Annotated in this window: 15 protein-coding genes; 9 read left to right on the top strand and 6 right to left on the bottom strand. The window is 38.5% G+C overall.

Annotation, left to right across the window (positions count from 1 at the left end; genetic code table 11):
- Positions 1-50: 50 nt before the first annotated feature.
- The 3 genes from QQS39_RS17215 to QQS39_RS17205 form a co-directional block, all read right to left on the bottom strand.
- Complete coding sequence (locus QQS39_RS17215; protein WP_151436297.1) at positions 51-1,796, bottom strand: methyl-accepting chemotaxis protein; 1,746 nt, start codon at positions 1,794-1,796, stop codon at positions 51-53.
- A gap of 538 nt (positions 1,797-2,334) precedes the next feature.
- Positions 2,335-4,023 carry a methyl-accepting chemotaxis protein gene (locus QQS39_RS17210; RefSeq protein WP_285805033.1) on the bottom strand — a complete coding sequence of 563 codons (1,689 nt, stop codon included), beginning with the start codon at positions 4,021-4,023 and terminating at the stop codon, positions 2,335-2,337.
- Positions 4,024-4,354: 331 nt separating this feature from the next.
- On the bottom strand, positions 4,355-6,289 hold the full coding sequence (locus QQS39_RS17205; RefSeq protein ID WP_285805032.1) for an ABC transporter ATP-binding protein: 1,935 nt from the start codon (positions 6,287-6,289) through the stop codon (positions 4,355-4,357).
- A 121-nt stretch (positions 6,290-6,410) separates the two neighbouring features.
- Between QQS39_RS17205 and kefG the strand changes: the two genes are divergently transcribed.
- From kefG to slyD, 4 genes are all read left to right on the top strand, one after another.
- Entirely contained in the window at positions 6,411-6,962 is a 552-nt protein-coding gene (gene kefG, locus QQS39_RS17200; RefSeq protein WP_151436294.1) for a glutathione-regulated potassium-efflux system ancillary protein KefG, read from the top strand.
- Positions 6,962-8,815: a glutathione-regulated potassium-efflux system protein KefB gene (kefB, locus tag QQS39_RS17195; protein ID WP_151436293.1), complete on the top strand. Its 1,854-nt coding sequence runs from the start codon at positions 6,962-6,964 to the stop codon at positions 8,813-8,815. Before kefG ends, kefB begins: the two co-directional genes overlap by 1 nt.
- 13 nt (positions 8,816-8,828) lie before the next feature.
- Positions 8,829-9,032: a YheV family putative zinc ribbon protein gene (locus QQS39_RS17190; RefSeq protein ID WP_151436292.1), complete on the top strand. Its 204-nt coding sequence runs from the start codon at positions 8,829-8,831 to the stop codon at positions 9,030-9,032.
- A gap of 89 nt (positions 9,033-9,121) precedes the next feature.
- Entirely contained in the window at positions 9,122-9,760 is a 639-nt protein-coding gene (slyD, locus tag QQS39_RS17185) for a peptidylprolyl isomerase (RefSeq protein ID WP_151436291.1), read from the top strand.
- A gap of 81 nt (positions 9,761-9,841) precedes the next feature.
- Here the strand turns inward: slyD and QQS39_RS17180 are convergent, their stop codons facing one another.
- Positions 9,842-10,060 (bottom strand): SlyX family protein, encoded by a 219-nt coding sequence (locus QQS39_RS17180; RefSeq protein WP_023583298.1) that lies wholly within the window; start codon positions 10,058-10,060, stop codon positions 9,842-9,844.
- Positions 10,061-10,394: 334 nt separating this feature from the next.
- On the opposite strand from QQS39_RS17180, the gene fkpA reads away from it, so the two are divergent.
- Positions 10,395-11,147, top strand: coding sequence for an FKBP-type peptidyl-prolyl cis-trans isomerase (gene fkpA, locus QQS39_RS17175; RefSeq protein ID WP_151436290.1), 753 nt, complete (start codon positions 10,395-10,397; stop codon positions 11,145-11,147).
- A gap of 103 nt (positions 11,148-11,250) precedes the next feature.
- On the opposite strand, the gene QQS39_RS17170 is transcribed toward fkpA, so the two are convergent.
- Together QQS39_RS17170 and QQS39_RS17165 are read right to left on the bottom strand one after the other, a co-directional pair.
- Positions 11,251-12,132: a DMT family transporter gene (locus QQS39_RS17170; RefSeq protein WP_285805031.1), complete on the bottom strand. Its 882-nt coding sequence runs from the start codon at positions 12,130-12,132 to the stop codon at positions 11,251-11,253.
- A 66-nt stretch (positions 12,133-12,198) separates the two neighbouring features.
- Positions 12,199-12,357 (bottom strand): hypothetical protein, encoded by a 159-nt coding sequence (locus tag QQS39_RS17165; RefSeq protein ID WP_160230766.1) that lies wholly within the window; start codon positions 12,355-12,357, stop codon positions 12,199-12,201.
- A gap of 347 nt (positions 12,358-12,704) precedes the next feature.
- Here QQS39_RS17165 and QQS39_RS17160 point away from each other — a divergent pair, with 347 nt between their 5' ends.
- From QQS39_RS17160 to tusB, 4 genes are read left to right on the top strand one after another with little or no spacing between them, the layout of a single operon-like run.
- On the top strand, positions 12,705-13,409 hold the full coding sequence (locus QQS39_RS17160; protein ID WP_023583301.1) for a helix-turn-helix transcriptional regulator: 705 nt from the start codon (positions 12,705-12,707) through the stop codon (positions 13,407-13,409).
- 9 nt (positions 13,410-13,418) lie between these two features.
- Positions 13,419-13,814: a sulfurtransferase complex subunit TusD gene (gene tusD / locus QQS39_RS17155; protein WP_285805030.1), complete on the top strand. Its 396-nt coding sequence runs from the start codon at positions 13,419-13,421 to the stop codon at positions 13,812-13,814.
- The gene (tusC, locus tag QQS39_RS17150; RefSeq protein WP_151436287.1) at positions 13,814-14,182 is read left to right on the top strand and encodes a sulfurtransferase complex subunit TusC; all 369 of its coding nucleotides are present in this window, start codon (positions 13,814-13,816) and stop codon (positions 14,180-14,182) included. The genes tusD and tusC overlap by 1 nt, the downstream gene beginning before the upstream one ends.
- Positions 14,183-14,213: 31 nt before the next feature.
- Positions 14,214-14,507 (top strand): sulfurtransferase complex subunit TusB, encoded by a 294-nt coding sequence (gene tusB, locus QQS39_RS17145; protein WP_151436286.1) that lies wholly within the window; start codon positions 14,214-14,216, stop codon positions 14,505-14,507.
- The last annotated feature ends 36 nt before the right edge of the window (positions 14,508-14,543 follow it).

Here is a 14,543-nt window from a genome sequence, read left to right as displayed (position 1 = left end):
TGTCTTTGTGTGTATTTAAATCACGTTGTTATTATGTTCAAATTAATGGGTTAAAAGCTTGTCCAATCATCATCTTCACCGTCATTTACAGTCGTTGTTCCTTTTGCTGATTTCCTCTCTTTCACTTCATCTTTGACTGTATTTTTTATCTTTTCATCTTTTGTATGTAGCGATTTTTCAGATGAGAACTGTTTTTCTATTACTTTGTGTTGTGCCTTTTTATTGAACTGTTCACTTTCAGCCGTTTTAAACTGTTCAACGATTTGTTCAAGATTACCGGCTTCTTCAGTCAATAAGCTGGCAACAGCGGAAGATTGTTCAACCATAGCCGCATTTTGCTGTGTTGCTTTATCCATTTCAGTCACCGCAAGAGAGACTTGAGTAATGCCTCGAGTTTGCTCTTCTGACGCAGATAAAATTTCAGTCATTGAATCTTCAACATGTTTTACGGATGTCAGTATCTCACCCATAGAAATGCTAACTTGTTCAACAAGATCATTACCATGGCGAACACGGCTAATAGAGGCATCAATTAACTCTTTAATTTCCTTTGCAGCTTCGGCACTGCGTTGTGCTAATTCTCTAACTTCTGTTGCAACAACGGAAAAACCACGACCTTGTTCACCGGCTCTGGCCGCTTCAACCGCAGCATTTAATGATAAAATATTGGTTTGAAAAGCGATGCTATTGATAACCGCAGTGATCTCGCCAATTTTTTGTGAGCTATCAGCAATGTCAGTCATTGTTTTCACCATTCTATTGGTGACATCGCCCCCTTTGCTGGCAATATTGGAGGTCTGACTGATAAGGTGTGAAACTTCACGAGCGCTTTCTGTATTATTTCTCACTGTTGCTGTGAGTTGTTCCATACTTGATGCCGTTTCCTCTAATGCACTCGCTTGTTCTTCGGTACGACAAGAAAGATCGGTATTTCCTGCGGATAACTCTTGAACACCTGTATAAATATGATGACTTGTTCCTCGGATCGCATTCACAATTAATGACAGTTCAGTACGCATATATTGAATACTGGTAATTAATTGGTCGATTTCATTATTTCCTTTTGCTGTGACATCTTTATTTTCTAATAAATTTCCTTGTGAAATTTCCGACATATAATCGACAATTTGATTGATACGTAAAACAATATTTCGACGTATCCAAAGCACAACAAGGACAGTGAAAAGAATAAAAATAAACATAAAGACAAAAGATAAAACTAAGGTACGTTCATAATTACCTTGAGCTGCTTTTATTGCGTGAGTAACAACGTTATCACTAAGATAATCTGTTGCTTCATAAAGGGATTGAGTGAAGCGTTCATTGGTATTATGTGCATAAAGAGATTGAAAACCGTAGTAATCGCGGATCTCTAAACATGATACAAGTTGGTCAAGATCGTAAAGCACTCGATTAAAAAGCTTCTTCATGCTCTCTATTTTTTCGGGATTAAAATCTGCGTCTTCGGTAGCCGTGAAGTATGCGGTAATAATACGTGTAACTTCTTGTTTTCGTTTTGGATAAGTAGAAAGGAAGTCAGAGATTTTATTTTCAGCAATATCGGGTGTGAGATGAGCTTCAAACATAATATTGAGCATATCTTCACGTAATTTATTCAACTCAGCATAACCATAATCCATCGTTTTTATCTGTTCAAAGCCATTTGCTAATTGTGAGATCCGTTTATTTGTTAAACTCGCGTCACGGATACTCATTGCACCAGAAAAAAGTTGAATAGCGCAAAACAGTATTAAGATAAACATTAAGCCATTAGATATTTTTATTCGTTTCAGCATAGCCTTACCTATTTAATTGGTTTGTAGGACACACAGCAAGGAGCGATAACTATTTATCAATTAAACTTATTCGGCTTAATATTTAAAAACTTTACCTTTTCTACTCTGTTTGATAGTAAAAACGACTTATATTTCTTTTTTTAGCTTTAATTATCAGCTAATGGCTAAAATTTTCTAATGATTAATAGAAAAGACTATAAGTGTATTAACTTACTTATATTTTGTGTTAATTATTAAAATATAAATATTAATAATGAGTTATTAAGTATTAAAATGATAATAAGCAGTATTTTATTTTTATTTATCTTTTTATCTTATAATAAGTAAAATAAAATTATCAATTTCATAAATACTCTTAATATTTCTGAAAAAACGCTTTTATTTCGTATGAAAAAAGGTCTGTTTTTTGTGTTTATGTGAAGTGAGATCAAAAATACTCCCAGAAAAATGACTGGGAGTAGGGTAGGGAGAGGTTTTGTTATAGTTCTGGGCTATTTTTTACACCGCCATCTCTCTTGATGTTACGTGAAAGAGATAATTAAAAGCTTTCCCAATTATCATCTACTTCGTGATTATTGGTTTTGATTGTGGGGGTTTTAAGTGTTTCAGTGTCTTGCGATTTAGCTGAAAATGCGGGCAATTTAGCTTTAGCGGGTGCGGCTTTTTCGTGCTCCACTTTAAATGTATTCACAATCGTATCCAACATACTTGCTTGTTCGCTTAATGTGGCAGAAGCAGCCGTTGATTGTTCAACCATCGCCGCATTTTGCTGGGTTGCTTTATCCATCTCATTAACAGCGAGGCTGATTTGTGCAATACCACGCGTTTGCTCTTCTGATGCAGATAAAATTTCCTTCATCGAACCTGAAACATGATTAACAGATGTAACAATCTCACCCATTGATAAACTTACCTGTTCGACGAGATCATTACCTTGTCTAACACGTAATATTGTCGATTCAATAAGTTCTTTGATCTCTTTCGCCGCTTCTGCACTGCGTTGTGCTAAGTTGCGAACTTCACTAGCAACAACAGAGAAACCACGGCCTTGTTCGCCTGCTCTTGCTGCTTCAACAGCAGCGTTAAGGGCTAAAATGTTGGTTTGGAAAGCAATATCATCAATAACTGCAGTAATTTCACCAATTTTTTGTGAGCGATCGGCAATGTCGGTCATTGTCATGACCATCTTATTACTATGCTCGCCACCTTGAACGGCAATATCGGCAGTGCTCATAACAAGCTCTGTTACTTCACGAGCGCTTTCTGTGTTATTACGAATAGTTGCGGTCATTTGCTCCATGCTGGACGCCGTTTCTTCTAATGCGCTGGCTTGCTCTTCAGTTCGGCTCGATAAGTCATTATTACCCGCAGCAATCTCTTGTACGCCTGTGTAAATGGTTGTACTCGTATTTCGAATAGAACTTACCATCTCTTTTAATTGAGCGCGCATTTGCTGTAAGCCAAGCATGAGCTGATCGATTTCAGTCTTACCTGAAATATCGTTATCAATGCGACTGATTAAATCACCTTTAGCAATTGTTTCTTGATAGGTGATCATTTGGTTAATGCGAGCAATAATGTATTTGCGGATCCAAATAAGCACTAAGGTGGTAAAGAGGAGGAAGATACCCATAAAGAGTGATGCTATCCACAACATGCTGTGGTAATTAGCTTCTGCTTCAATCACTGAAGGGTTAACAACTTCATCGGTAATAAAGTCTGTGGCTTCATACAATGAATTTGTGAAGTTAGTGTTTGCGGGGCTTTTTAAAATTAAACGAACCGCGTTAGTGTTACGTTCACTTAAATACTGCGCCAGTAAATCAAGATCAGTTCGGCTCTTTTGATATAGCTGTTTGATCTGTGCCATACGTTGCTGATCGAAACCTGTTTGCGCGGATAGTTCCACATACTCATTCATCAATGCATCAACTTGCGCTTTACGTGCAGGCATTGTTTGCATAAATGCGGTGATGTTTGCATCCTCAGCTTGAGGATTTGAAATATAACTAAATGCTTGTGCAATAATATCAGTACGTAATGTATTCAACTCCGCATAGGTATTATCCATGGTGCGTAGTTGATCGAAACTGTATGAAATTCTTTTAAGAGTATTTTGAGTCTGGTAGGCATCGTGAATGCTTTGTACTCCAGAAATGATCTGAATAATACAAAACAGAGTCAGGACACACATTAAACCTTGAGAGATTTTAATTCGTTTTAACATAACCCTACCTATTAGCTTTGCCTTTTCGTTGGTAAGTGGGAGGTCCACTTAGCAGAATGATTAATTCGGCTGGAATGTTGAAAACTTTAGCGTGAAAGAATTTATTTCCCTTACTTAATATAAATAGGTAGAAAATAAAAGTTAGATGATTATTTTTATTGGGTTATTGTTGGATAGGGTAAGATTATGTTTTGTGTAAATCGTGCTATTGTAAAATGATATAAATACCGTAAGTGAAATGAATTGTATAAATTTTCAGAATGAATGGACAGACAAAAAGAAAGGAACTATTTCACTTAAAATAGTTCCTTTTTTAATGAATTGGGTTGTATTACTGGGCTTCAAATGCGTTTGTCATTTCTTCCAGCGTTTCTTGTAACTCCATCCACTCCATTTCCACTTCTTCTAGTGCAGATTTCGTAACACCTTGTCGGCTTAAGCAATCAGAAAGCTCATTTTTACGACTGGTATCATAAATACCACTATCAGAAAGAGCCGTTTCGATATCACTAAGCTCTTGGCTTAATTTATCCATCTTGCTTTCTAATGTTGTGAGTTTCTTGCGTAAAGGCTGGGTTTGTTGTCTAAACTCTGCTTCTTTGCGTTTTTGCTCTTTTTTATCTTGAGCACTTAAATTGGCGGTTGCCGTGGTATTGTTGTTATCTTGTTGGCTTTTATTTGCCTGTGTCTCTTGGCGATTTTGATCAACTAACCATTGTTGGTAATCATCAAGATCGCCATCAAATGGCTCCACTTGACCATCGTGTACAAGATAGAGATCGTCAGTGGTAGAGCGTAATAAATGCCTATCATGCGATACAACAACAATTGCGCCTTCAAAGCTAATTAGCGCTTGGGTTAGGGCTTGGCGCATATCTAAATCAAGGTGGTTTGTTGGTTCATCCATTAATAGCAAGTTAGGACGTTGCCAAACTAAAAGTGATAAGACTAAACGTGCCTTTTCACCTCCAGAAAATTGACCACAAGCATCCGTGACTTTATCGCCATGGAAACCGAAACCACCTAAATAATCACGTAATTTTTGTTCAGTCTCTTTGGGTGCTAAACGAGTTAAATGCTGTAGTGCTGATTCATCAGAGCGTAAAAACTCTAATTGATGTTGGGCAAAATAACCCAGTTTAATACCTTTAGAAAGAGCCAACTTTCCCTGTAACGGCTGAATTTCGCCTGCAAGTAATTTAATCAGTGTCGATTTACCTGCACCATTGCGCCCTAATAATCCAATACGAGAGCCAGGAACTAAATTGAGTTTGATATCATTAAGAATAACTTTTTCACCATAACCCGCGCTGACTTTCTCCATTGATAAAAGAGGATTAGGTAAGCTTTCAGGTTGGCGGAAACTAAATTGGAATGGGTTATCTGAATGTGCAGGAGCAACACGTTCCATTCGCTCAAGCATTTTTACACGGCTTTGAGCTTGTTTTGCTTTTGTCGCTTTCGCTTTAAATCTATCTATAAAACTCTGTAAGTGTGCAATTTTGGCTTGTTGGTTCTCAAACAAAGCTTGCTGTTGTGCGAGTTTGGTTGCACGTTGCATTTCAAACGAAGAGTAGTTACCCGAATATTCAAAGATCTTTTCTTGCTCAATATGCAAGATTTTATCCACGATAGGATCAAGAAAATCACGGTCATGGGAAATTAAAATAAGTGTGCCTGTGTAGCTTTTTAGCCATTTCTCTAGCCAAATAACAGCATCTAAATCTAAGTGGTTGGTGGGTTCATCGAGTAACAGTAAATCAGATCGACAAATCAGCGCTTGTGCTAAGTTTAAACGCATTCTCCAGCCACCTGAAAATGATTTTACCGGTTCATTAAGTTGCTGTTGGCTAAAACCTAAGCCATTTAGTAAGGTCGCCGCACGAGATTGTATTGTCCATGCATTAATGGCATCTAATTGTCCGTGTATCAGTGCAATAGCGTGACCATCATTTATCTCGTTAGCTTTTTGTAATCGTTGTTCTAACTGACGGTATTCTCTATCACCATCAATAACATAATCAATAGCAGGCACATCAAGTGCGGGTGTTTCTTGGTTAACCCATGCCATTGACCATGTACTAGGATAAGTGGCATTACCGGCTTCAGCTTGAAGTTCACCTTTCAATAAAGAAAGTAATGTGGTTTTGCCACAGCCATTTTTACCGACTAGACCAATTTTTTGCCCTGGGTTAATGGTTGCACTGGCATTGTCCAGTAACACTCTGACACCACGGCGAATTTGCAAAGAAGAAAAAACAATCATAAATATCGTCTATTAAGAGTATGTAAATTAATATATAGAGTAAGTGGTTCGTAACTGTTGGTCACAATGCGTGCATGGTAACGGAAAAAATGGTTTCTGACACGTTTTGTAAGGAGGAATGATGTCAAACGCATCAAATGTATTACTGGTGTATGTTCATCCCGAACCGCGCCAATCAATCGCCAATAAAGCGTTATTAAATGCGGTGAGGGATTTAGAGAATATAACTATTCATGATTTATATGCTACTTACCCTGATTTTTTTATTGATATACACCATGAACAATCTTTGCTGTGTAAACATCAAGTGATCGTTTTTCAATTCCCATTGCAAACATATAGTTGCCCTGCGTTATTAAAAGAGTGGCAAGACAGAGTATTAACTCGCCCATTTGCTAACAAAGCAGGTAAGGCACAATTAAAGGGTAAGTCATTTCGTTGTGTTATTACAACGGGAGAGCCTGAGCAAGCTTATCAACATGATGGAAAGAATCGCTACACTCTGTCTGAATTATTGCGCCCACTCGAATTAATGGCAGAAATGTGTGGTATGCGCTGGCTATCACCAATGATTGTGTATTCAGCAAGACAACAATCTAAAACAACACTGACTCATCTCGGTGAAGCTTATCGCCATTGGTTAAGTGCGCCATTTGAAGGGGAGCGAGCTTAATGGAAGATAATTGGATGATTAAAGCTGTGCTCTTTTTCCTGTGTGCTGCCGTGGTTATGGTGCCTATTGCACAACGTCTTAAAATTGGTGCGGTACTCGGTTATTTAATTGCGGGTATTGCCATTGGTCCTTGGGGATTAGGGTTGTTTAAAGATGTCGATAACATCTTACATTTTGCTGAGCTAGGTGTGGTCTTTTTAATGTTCCTTATTGGCTTGGAATTGGAACCCGCCAAGTTATGGGAATTAAGACGTGCCATTTTTGGCGTTGGTTCAATGCAGGTGGTATTAACCGCCTCTATTTTTTCAGGGCTTATTCTCGTTTTTACGTCTTTCTCATGGCAGGCTGCTGTTATTGGTGGATTAGGCATTGCGATGTCTTCCACCGCGATGGCATTGCAACTTATGAACGAGAAAGGAATGAACCATAATGAAGGCGGGCAATTAGGGTTTGCTGTTTTACTTTTCCAAGATATGGCAGTTATCCCTATCCTTGCTGTTATTCCCTTGTTAGCCGGAGAAACGGCAAGTAGTGATTGGTATCGCATTGGCGTAAAAGTGGCAGCTTTTGCTGGGCTGCTGATTTGTGGTCGTTATTTATTACGTCCACTCTTACGTTTAGTCGTGAAATCTGGAGTGAGGGAGGTTTTTACTGCTGCGGCGCTACTTGTTGTATTAGGTGCTGCTATTTTTATGGAAACCCTCGGTTTTTCAATGGCAATGGGAACCTTTATTGCGGGTGTGCTATTGGCAGATTCAGAGTATCGACATGAATTAGAGATCTCCATTGAACCTTTTAAAGGTCTACTTTTGGGGCTATTTTTTATCTCTGTTGGTATGTCTTTAGATATTGGTATTTTATGGCGTTATCTTCCACAAGTATTATTAGGCGTCTTAGTTCTGGTTATTGTGAAAGCGTTGATACTTTATAGTATTGCTTGGCTAGCGAGATTGCGCTTTTCCACACGTTTACAATTCTCAGCTGTATTAAGCCAAGGCGGGGAATTTGCGTTTGTTGTTTTCTCAACATCGATGGCAATGGGCATATTAAATAGTCAGCAAATGGCGTTATTGTTGGTTGTTGTCACACTTTCTATGATGACAACGCCTCTTGTGATGCAAATGACAGACGCTGTGTTTGCTCGCCGTTATAATGAAGCTAAAACAGACGAACAGCCCTTCGTTGAAAATAACCACCCAGAGGTCATTCTCGTCGGATTTGGTCGAATGGGACAGGTTGTAGGGCGTTTGTTAATGGCGAATAAGATAAATGTCACGGTATTAGAGCATGATGTCGGAAGCATAAGCACCATGCGTAAATATGGCTATAAAGTTTATTATGGTGATGCTACCGATCTCAATCTATTGCGCGCTGCCGGTGCAGAGCATGCTAAAACTATTGTTATCACCTGTAATGAGCCTGAAGCTACGATGGAAATCGTTCATCTTTGCCAACATCATTTTCCTAATTTGCATATTATTGCGAGGGCAAGAGGGCGTGTTGAAGCTCATGAGTTGCTCAAAGCGGGGGTGACAGATTTTAGCCGCGAAACATTTTCTAGCGCCTTAGAATTAGGACGTAAAACGTTAATTGAATTAGGCATGCATCCTCACCAAGCTTATCGGGCGCAACAGCATTTTCGTCGTCTGGATATGAACTTATTGAGAAAGCTGGTGGATGAATCGCCTGAAGAAGTCTCTAACGTTTCTCGAGTAAAAGAAGCGAGACGAGAACTTGAGGAGCTTTTTAGTGAAGAAATTCGTCAAGAGCACCATCAGCCTGATATTTGGGATGAATCTTTAACAGAAGACATTCCTCAAATACATAAAGAAAAAAAATCTATTGATAAATAGGAGAACTGACCCCATGTCTGCAACCCGTAAACGCTTTATCGCAGGAGCCGTGTGTCCACACTGTCAAGCTCTAGATACACTCAAAATGTGGCGTGAAGATAAAGTGGATATTGTGGAATGTGCGAAATGTGGCCATCAGCAACGGCAAACAGAGGGTGAAGTTAACTCACTTGTTCGTGAAAATGAACAAGTCATTGGGATCTTTACACCACAATAATTGTAGGTTTTTTTGATATAACCCGATACAGAAGATTTATTTTTCGTTACAATCGGGAAAATTTTGCCCACGGGTATGTAGGAGATGTCATGAAAGTAGCAAACGACTTGGTAGTTAGTCTGGCTTATCAAGTAAGATCAGAAGACGGTGTTTTAGTTGATGAGTCCACGGTGAGCGCACCGTTAGACTATCTGCATGGCCGTGGTTCTTTAATCAGTGGTTTAGAAAATGCATTAACAGGTCGCGAAGTCGGTGAAAAATTCGACGTAGAAGTTGCTTCTGATGATGCATATGGTCAATACGACGAAAACTTAGTTCAACGCGTCCCAAAAGATGTTTTTGTGGGTGTTGATGAGTTAGAAGTTGGCATGCGTTTTCTTGCTGATACCGACCAAGGTCCAGTACCAGTAGAAATCACTGGTATTGAAGGTGACGAAGTTATCGTTGATGGTAACCACATGTTAGCAGGTCAAAACCTGAAGTTTCATGTTGAAATCGTTGCAATTCGTGAAGCGACTGAAGAAGAATTAGCTCACGGTCACGTACACGGTGAAGAAGAAGAGCACGAATGTTGTGGTGGCCACGGTCATGGTGAAGAAGGCGGATGCTGTGGCGGTGGTCACGGTCATGGTCATTCACACGATGAAGAAGGTGGATGCTGCGGTGGTGGCGGTCATGGTCACGGTGGCCACGGTCACGGCAATGGCGGTTGTGGTTGCCAGCACTAATCTTTTTTTGAAAAGATCAAAAGGAGCGTTTAAGCGCTCCTTTTTTGTTTCTCAGTTTTGATATTAACAGCGAACAATGACTTAATAGTGAGGCGGAGGCGTTTCATCCTCAGGTCTAGCGAGTATTGAGGTCTGAGAATTTTTTAGACGCTCAGAAACAATTTTTAAGGCTTCTTTAAAACGGCTAATTTCAATTTGCTGCTGTGTGACCACCTGATTTAATTCTTCAATAGTCGCATCTTGGAAAGCAACTTTGCTTTCTAATTGAATGAGCAATCGCTCTACTTCCTTAATATCCATTGTGTTTTTCCTCCTTCAAAATGTCCTATTACGACGAATATGATTAACAAATATTGAGAAATTTAATCTTATTTACTGATATATACACAGGAAGACATAAATCTGGTTTGAGATAAAAGACTATTTTGCTAATGTGATAGCACTCTGTGCTGACAAAAATCCTAACATTAACTGTTAAGGGTGTCGGCAAATTTTTTAAATTCATAAGAAATTGCTACCTGCGGATGAGATCTATACCGCGACGACAGCAAGACGTGATGCAAAACGTTTAAGCGAAGATCTACGATGATCGTTGATAAACGTAGCGACTCACTAACATATACTGGAGAATGGGATGAAATCTTTATTAAAAACGACGTTGCTGGCAACCAGTTTAGCTTTCGCATTCAGTGCGCCTCATGCATTCGCTGAAGAAGCAGCCGCTAAAGTGCCAACACTAAATAGTGCATTTAAAACTCAAAATGAGCAAAATGCCTATGCGTTAGGCGCGTCGATGGGTCGCTATATGGAAGCTGCATTACAAGAACAAAAAAATATTGGTATTACTTTAGATTCTAAACAACTGTTAGCAGGTGTTCAGGATGCATTTAATAGTAAATCAAAATTATCAGACTCTGAAATTGAATTAACATTAGCGGCTTTTGAAGATCAAGTTCGTAATGCTGCAACAGTAAAAATGGAAAAAGAAGCGACTGAGAACAAAGCTGCGGGTGATAAATTCCGTACAGAGTTTGCAGCGGAAAAAGGTGTGGTAAAAACTAAATCAGGCTTACTATATTTAGTTGAAAATCCTGGTAAAGGTAAAACACCAACAGATGCTGATCGCGTGACTGTAAACTACAAAGGCATGCTGATTGATGGTAAACAATTTGATAGCTCTTATGATCGCAACGAACCTCTGACAATTAGTCTAAAAAGCGTTATTCCTGGCTGGACTGAAGGTATGAAGTACATCAAAGAAGGCGGTAAAATCAAGTTAGTTATTCCACCAGAATTAGGCTACGGACAACGTGCAACAAGTGGTATTCCAGCTAACTCAACATTAGTCTTTGAAGTTGAATTACTGAGTGTTGAAAGCGATAAGTAATTCACTTATCTCTAATATCGCTAAAAAAAATGCTGACATTGATGTCAGCATTTTTATTTCTAATGTATAGCTCATCATTTATTAATGCATAGTGAACATAGAGTTAGTCTACGGTCTCTTCTACAATAATGGCTTTGGTTTTTTTAAAAACAAACAGCAAGCCTACAATGATTGCCCCCATTCCCGCTAAACTCAGCCAAGACATCTTATTACCTAAGAAAATATAATCCATTAATGCTGTTACGCCAGGCACTAAATAAAATAAGCTAGTGACGTTAACTAAATTACCTGTTGTGAGTAAGCGGTATAGTAGCAATTGAGCAACAACAGAAATGATCACGGCAAGCCAAAGAACAGGAATGACAAAGCCAATATCGAATGAAGCATGAAAAGGCTGGAATGGCACAAATAACAAGCACAACATAAGGCTAATCACATATTGTAGCGGTAGGGCATCCATTGGTGCTAATTGCAGTTTTTTCTGTGAGATTGCACCGAAGCTCATACAAAGTAGTGCGACTAACGCATAAATCATTCCCGTTAATGAAAGGGCTGTATTAAATAGGCTTTGGGCAACCACTAACACTAATCCAGCTAAGGCGATTAAAAGCCCTAATAGCCGTGTCGCGGTAAAATTCCGCTCGATTATCCATAATGTGATAATCGGTTGAACACCCATGATTGTGGCTAACATTCCCGGTGTAATACTATTCGCGAGTGCCAAAAGATAACAGATGGAATAACCACCAATAATCAGTAAACCGACCCATGCGGTTTTCAAACGGCTTCCTTTGGGAGGTAAAAAACGATGACGCTGAATACATAGGATAGAAAGAAAGGCTAAAGCGATAATAAAACGCCAAGTTAAAATAGCAAATGAACTACCGTTATCTAGGCCCCAGCGAGAAAAGATAGCGCCACTACTCCATAATAAAACGAATAATGTCGTTGGGCCGAATTTTGCCCAATATTGACGTAAGTACATGATGATATACCTGTAAAACAAGCAATAAGAGAGCTTGATTATTTTTAATGATTATTAGCGAATTAATTAAGCAACGTGAGTTGCAACAACAACCGTTGTATTGACTACAACCACTTTCACTGGCGGAGGTGGTGAAGCGAGGATCTCAATAGGTATAGAAGCAACAGAAATTAATCCTATTATTGATGAAGTTTGCTGAGATTGGCATATCATCAGTAAATTCATAGGATTAATCACTCGTTAAAATAACAATGACTTGGAATATAGGTAATCTATTCAATAGTGTCAATTCTTATTATAACCCTCCCTAAAAAGGGAAGTTTGCAACAATAAAAGCTGGAAATGAGTACAAAATATAAAGAAAAATGAAAAAAGCTGTGACCTATCACAAAGCTATTATTCTAAGTCACTTGACGTAGATCTTCTGGCGATCTAACGTCAGGATCGTTCTTAATTCTGTTTTTATATTTAAATTTTTTTAATATTGAATTGATCCGCAATGACGAATCGTTATAAAAAATAGAACCTCAAGTCATTATCATAATTAAAGCCTTTAAGGATTATATAATCAAATGTCTAGCCCGTTATTTAATGGTGACAGCAGCGAGTTTGAAAAACTAGATAGCCGACCTTTTACTCAAACTGATCACGAAATACTAAAGTCCTATGAAGCTGCCGTGGATGGTTTGGCAATGCTCATCGGCAATCATTGCGAAATCGTATTGCACTCTCTGGAAGATTTGAAATGTTCAGCGGTTAAAATCGCGAATGGAGAACATACTGGTCGTAAGATTGGTTCTCCAATTACCGATTTGGCATTACAAATGTTACATGACATCACAGATGAAGATTCAAGTTTTTCAAAGGCTTATTTTACTAGAGCAAAAAGTGGTGCATTGATGAAGTCAATCACGATTGCCATTCGTAATCGTGAACGTCGTGTCATTGGTTTATTGTGTATTAATATGAACCTTGATGTTCCATTCTCTGAAATAATCAAAACCTTTATTCCTGAAGAAACACATGAAGTTGCATCTGATGTTAACTTTGCCTCATCTGTTGATGATTTAGTGGCTCAAACATTAGAGTTCACGATTGAAGAAGTAAATAATGATCGTGAAGTCGCGAATAATGCCAAGAATAAACAAGTCGTGTTAAGCCTTTATGAGAAAGGTATTTTTGATATTAAAGATGCCATTAATCAGGTTGCAGACCGTTTAAATATCTCAAAACATACTGTGTATCTCTATATTCGCCAATTTAAAAATGGAGAATAAGGCAACATTATGAGTTCCTTGACATATTGTTTAGTGGTTACGGGGCCTCATTACGGAACTGAACAAGCTTCAAGTGCCTATTTATTTGCCAATGCCCTTCTTGAAAAAGGGCATCAAATTGCACAAATCTTCTTTTATCGGGAAGGTGTTGTGAACGCGAATAAACTGGTATCGCCTGCAAATGATGAATTTGATCTTCCTAAAGCGTGGATTACCTTGGCGAAAAAACATCAAATTCCTTTGCATGTTTGTGTTGCTGCCGCATTACGTAGAGGAATTATCGATGAGCAGCAGGCCAAAGAGCAAGAAGTAGGTAGCTATAATATGGCATCTGAATTTGAGTTAAGTGGTTTGGGTTCACTGGCTCAAGCGATGTTGACCTGTTCCCGTGTGGTGCAATTTTAATGAAGAAAATGAATTCGATCGCATTCCTTTTTACTCAAGCACCTCATGGTAATAGTGCAGGGCGAGAAGGTTTAGATGCTTTACTCGCAACCTCTGCATTAACAGAAGATATTGGTGTTTTTTTTATCTCTGATGGTGTATTTCAACTTGTTGAAAATCAACAACCTGAAGGAGTGCTGTCACGTCATCATGCTGCAACATTTAAAGTGCTACCCTTGTATGATGTGACAAACGTCTATATATCACAGAAGGACATGGCTCATCGTGGATTATCCTCTCAAACTTCTTTTGTGTTAGATGCACAGGTGATATCCCAACAAGATATTGCTCAAAAATTGAGTGAATATGATGTGGTATTGCGCTTTTAATACAGAAGTTAGTCAGGAAGGTTGAACGGTTATGTTGTATACTTATTCCGTCTCTATTTATCAAAGTGATTTAGAGGCTTTTTTATCTTTATTGACAAAAGAAGATGATGTTTTGTTAATACAAGATGGAGTACTGGCAGTCCTTGAAGACAATCCTTTATTAAAACATTGCCTTCAACAGCAAATTTCAGTTTACGCATTAATTGATGATGTTTTGGCAAGAGGCTTAAAAGATCAAGTATCTCATCATATTAAACTCATCAATTATGGTGATTTTGTCGATTTAACGGTAAAACACCCCCAACAAATTCATTGGGGAGCGTAGAATTGCTGTATAATTCTTGACACATGAGCCTGTCAG

The organism is Proteus appendicitidis (assembly GCF_030271835.1).
In the GTDB taxonomy this organism is placed as follows: domain Bacteria; phylum Pseudomonadota; class Gammaproteobacteria; order Enterobacterales; family Enterobacteriaceae; genus Proteus; species Proteus appendicitidis.
Note: the sequence above shows the minus strand (reverse complement) of the source record. Positions and strands in the feature narration are given on the sequence as shown.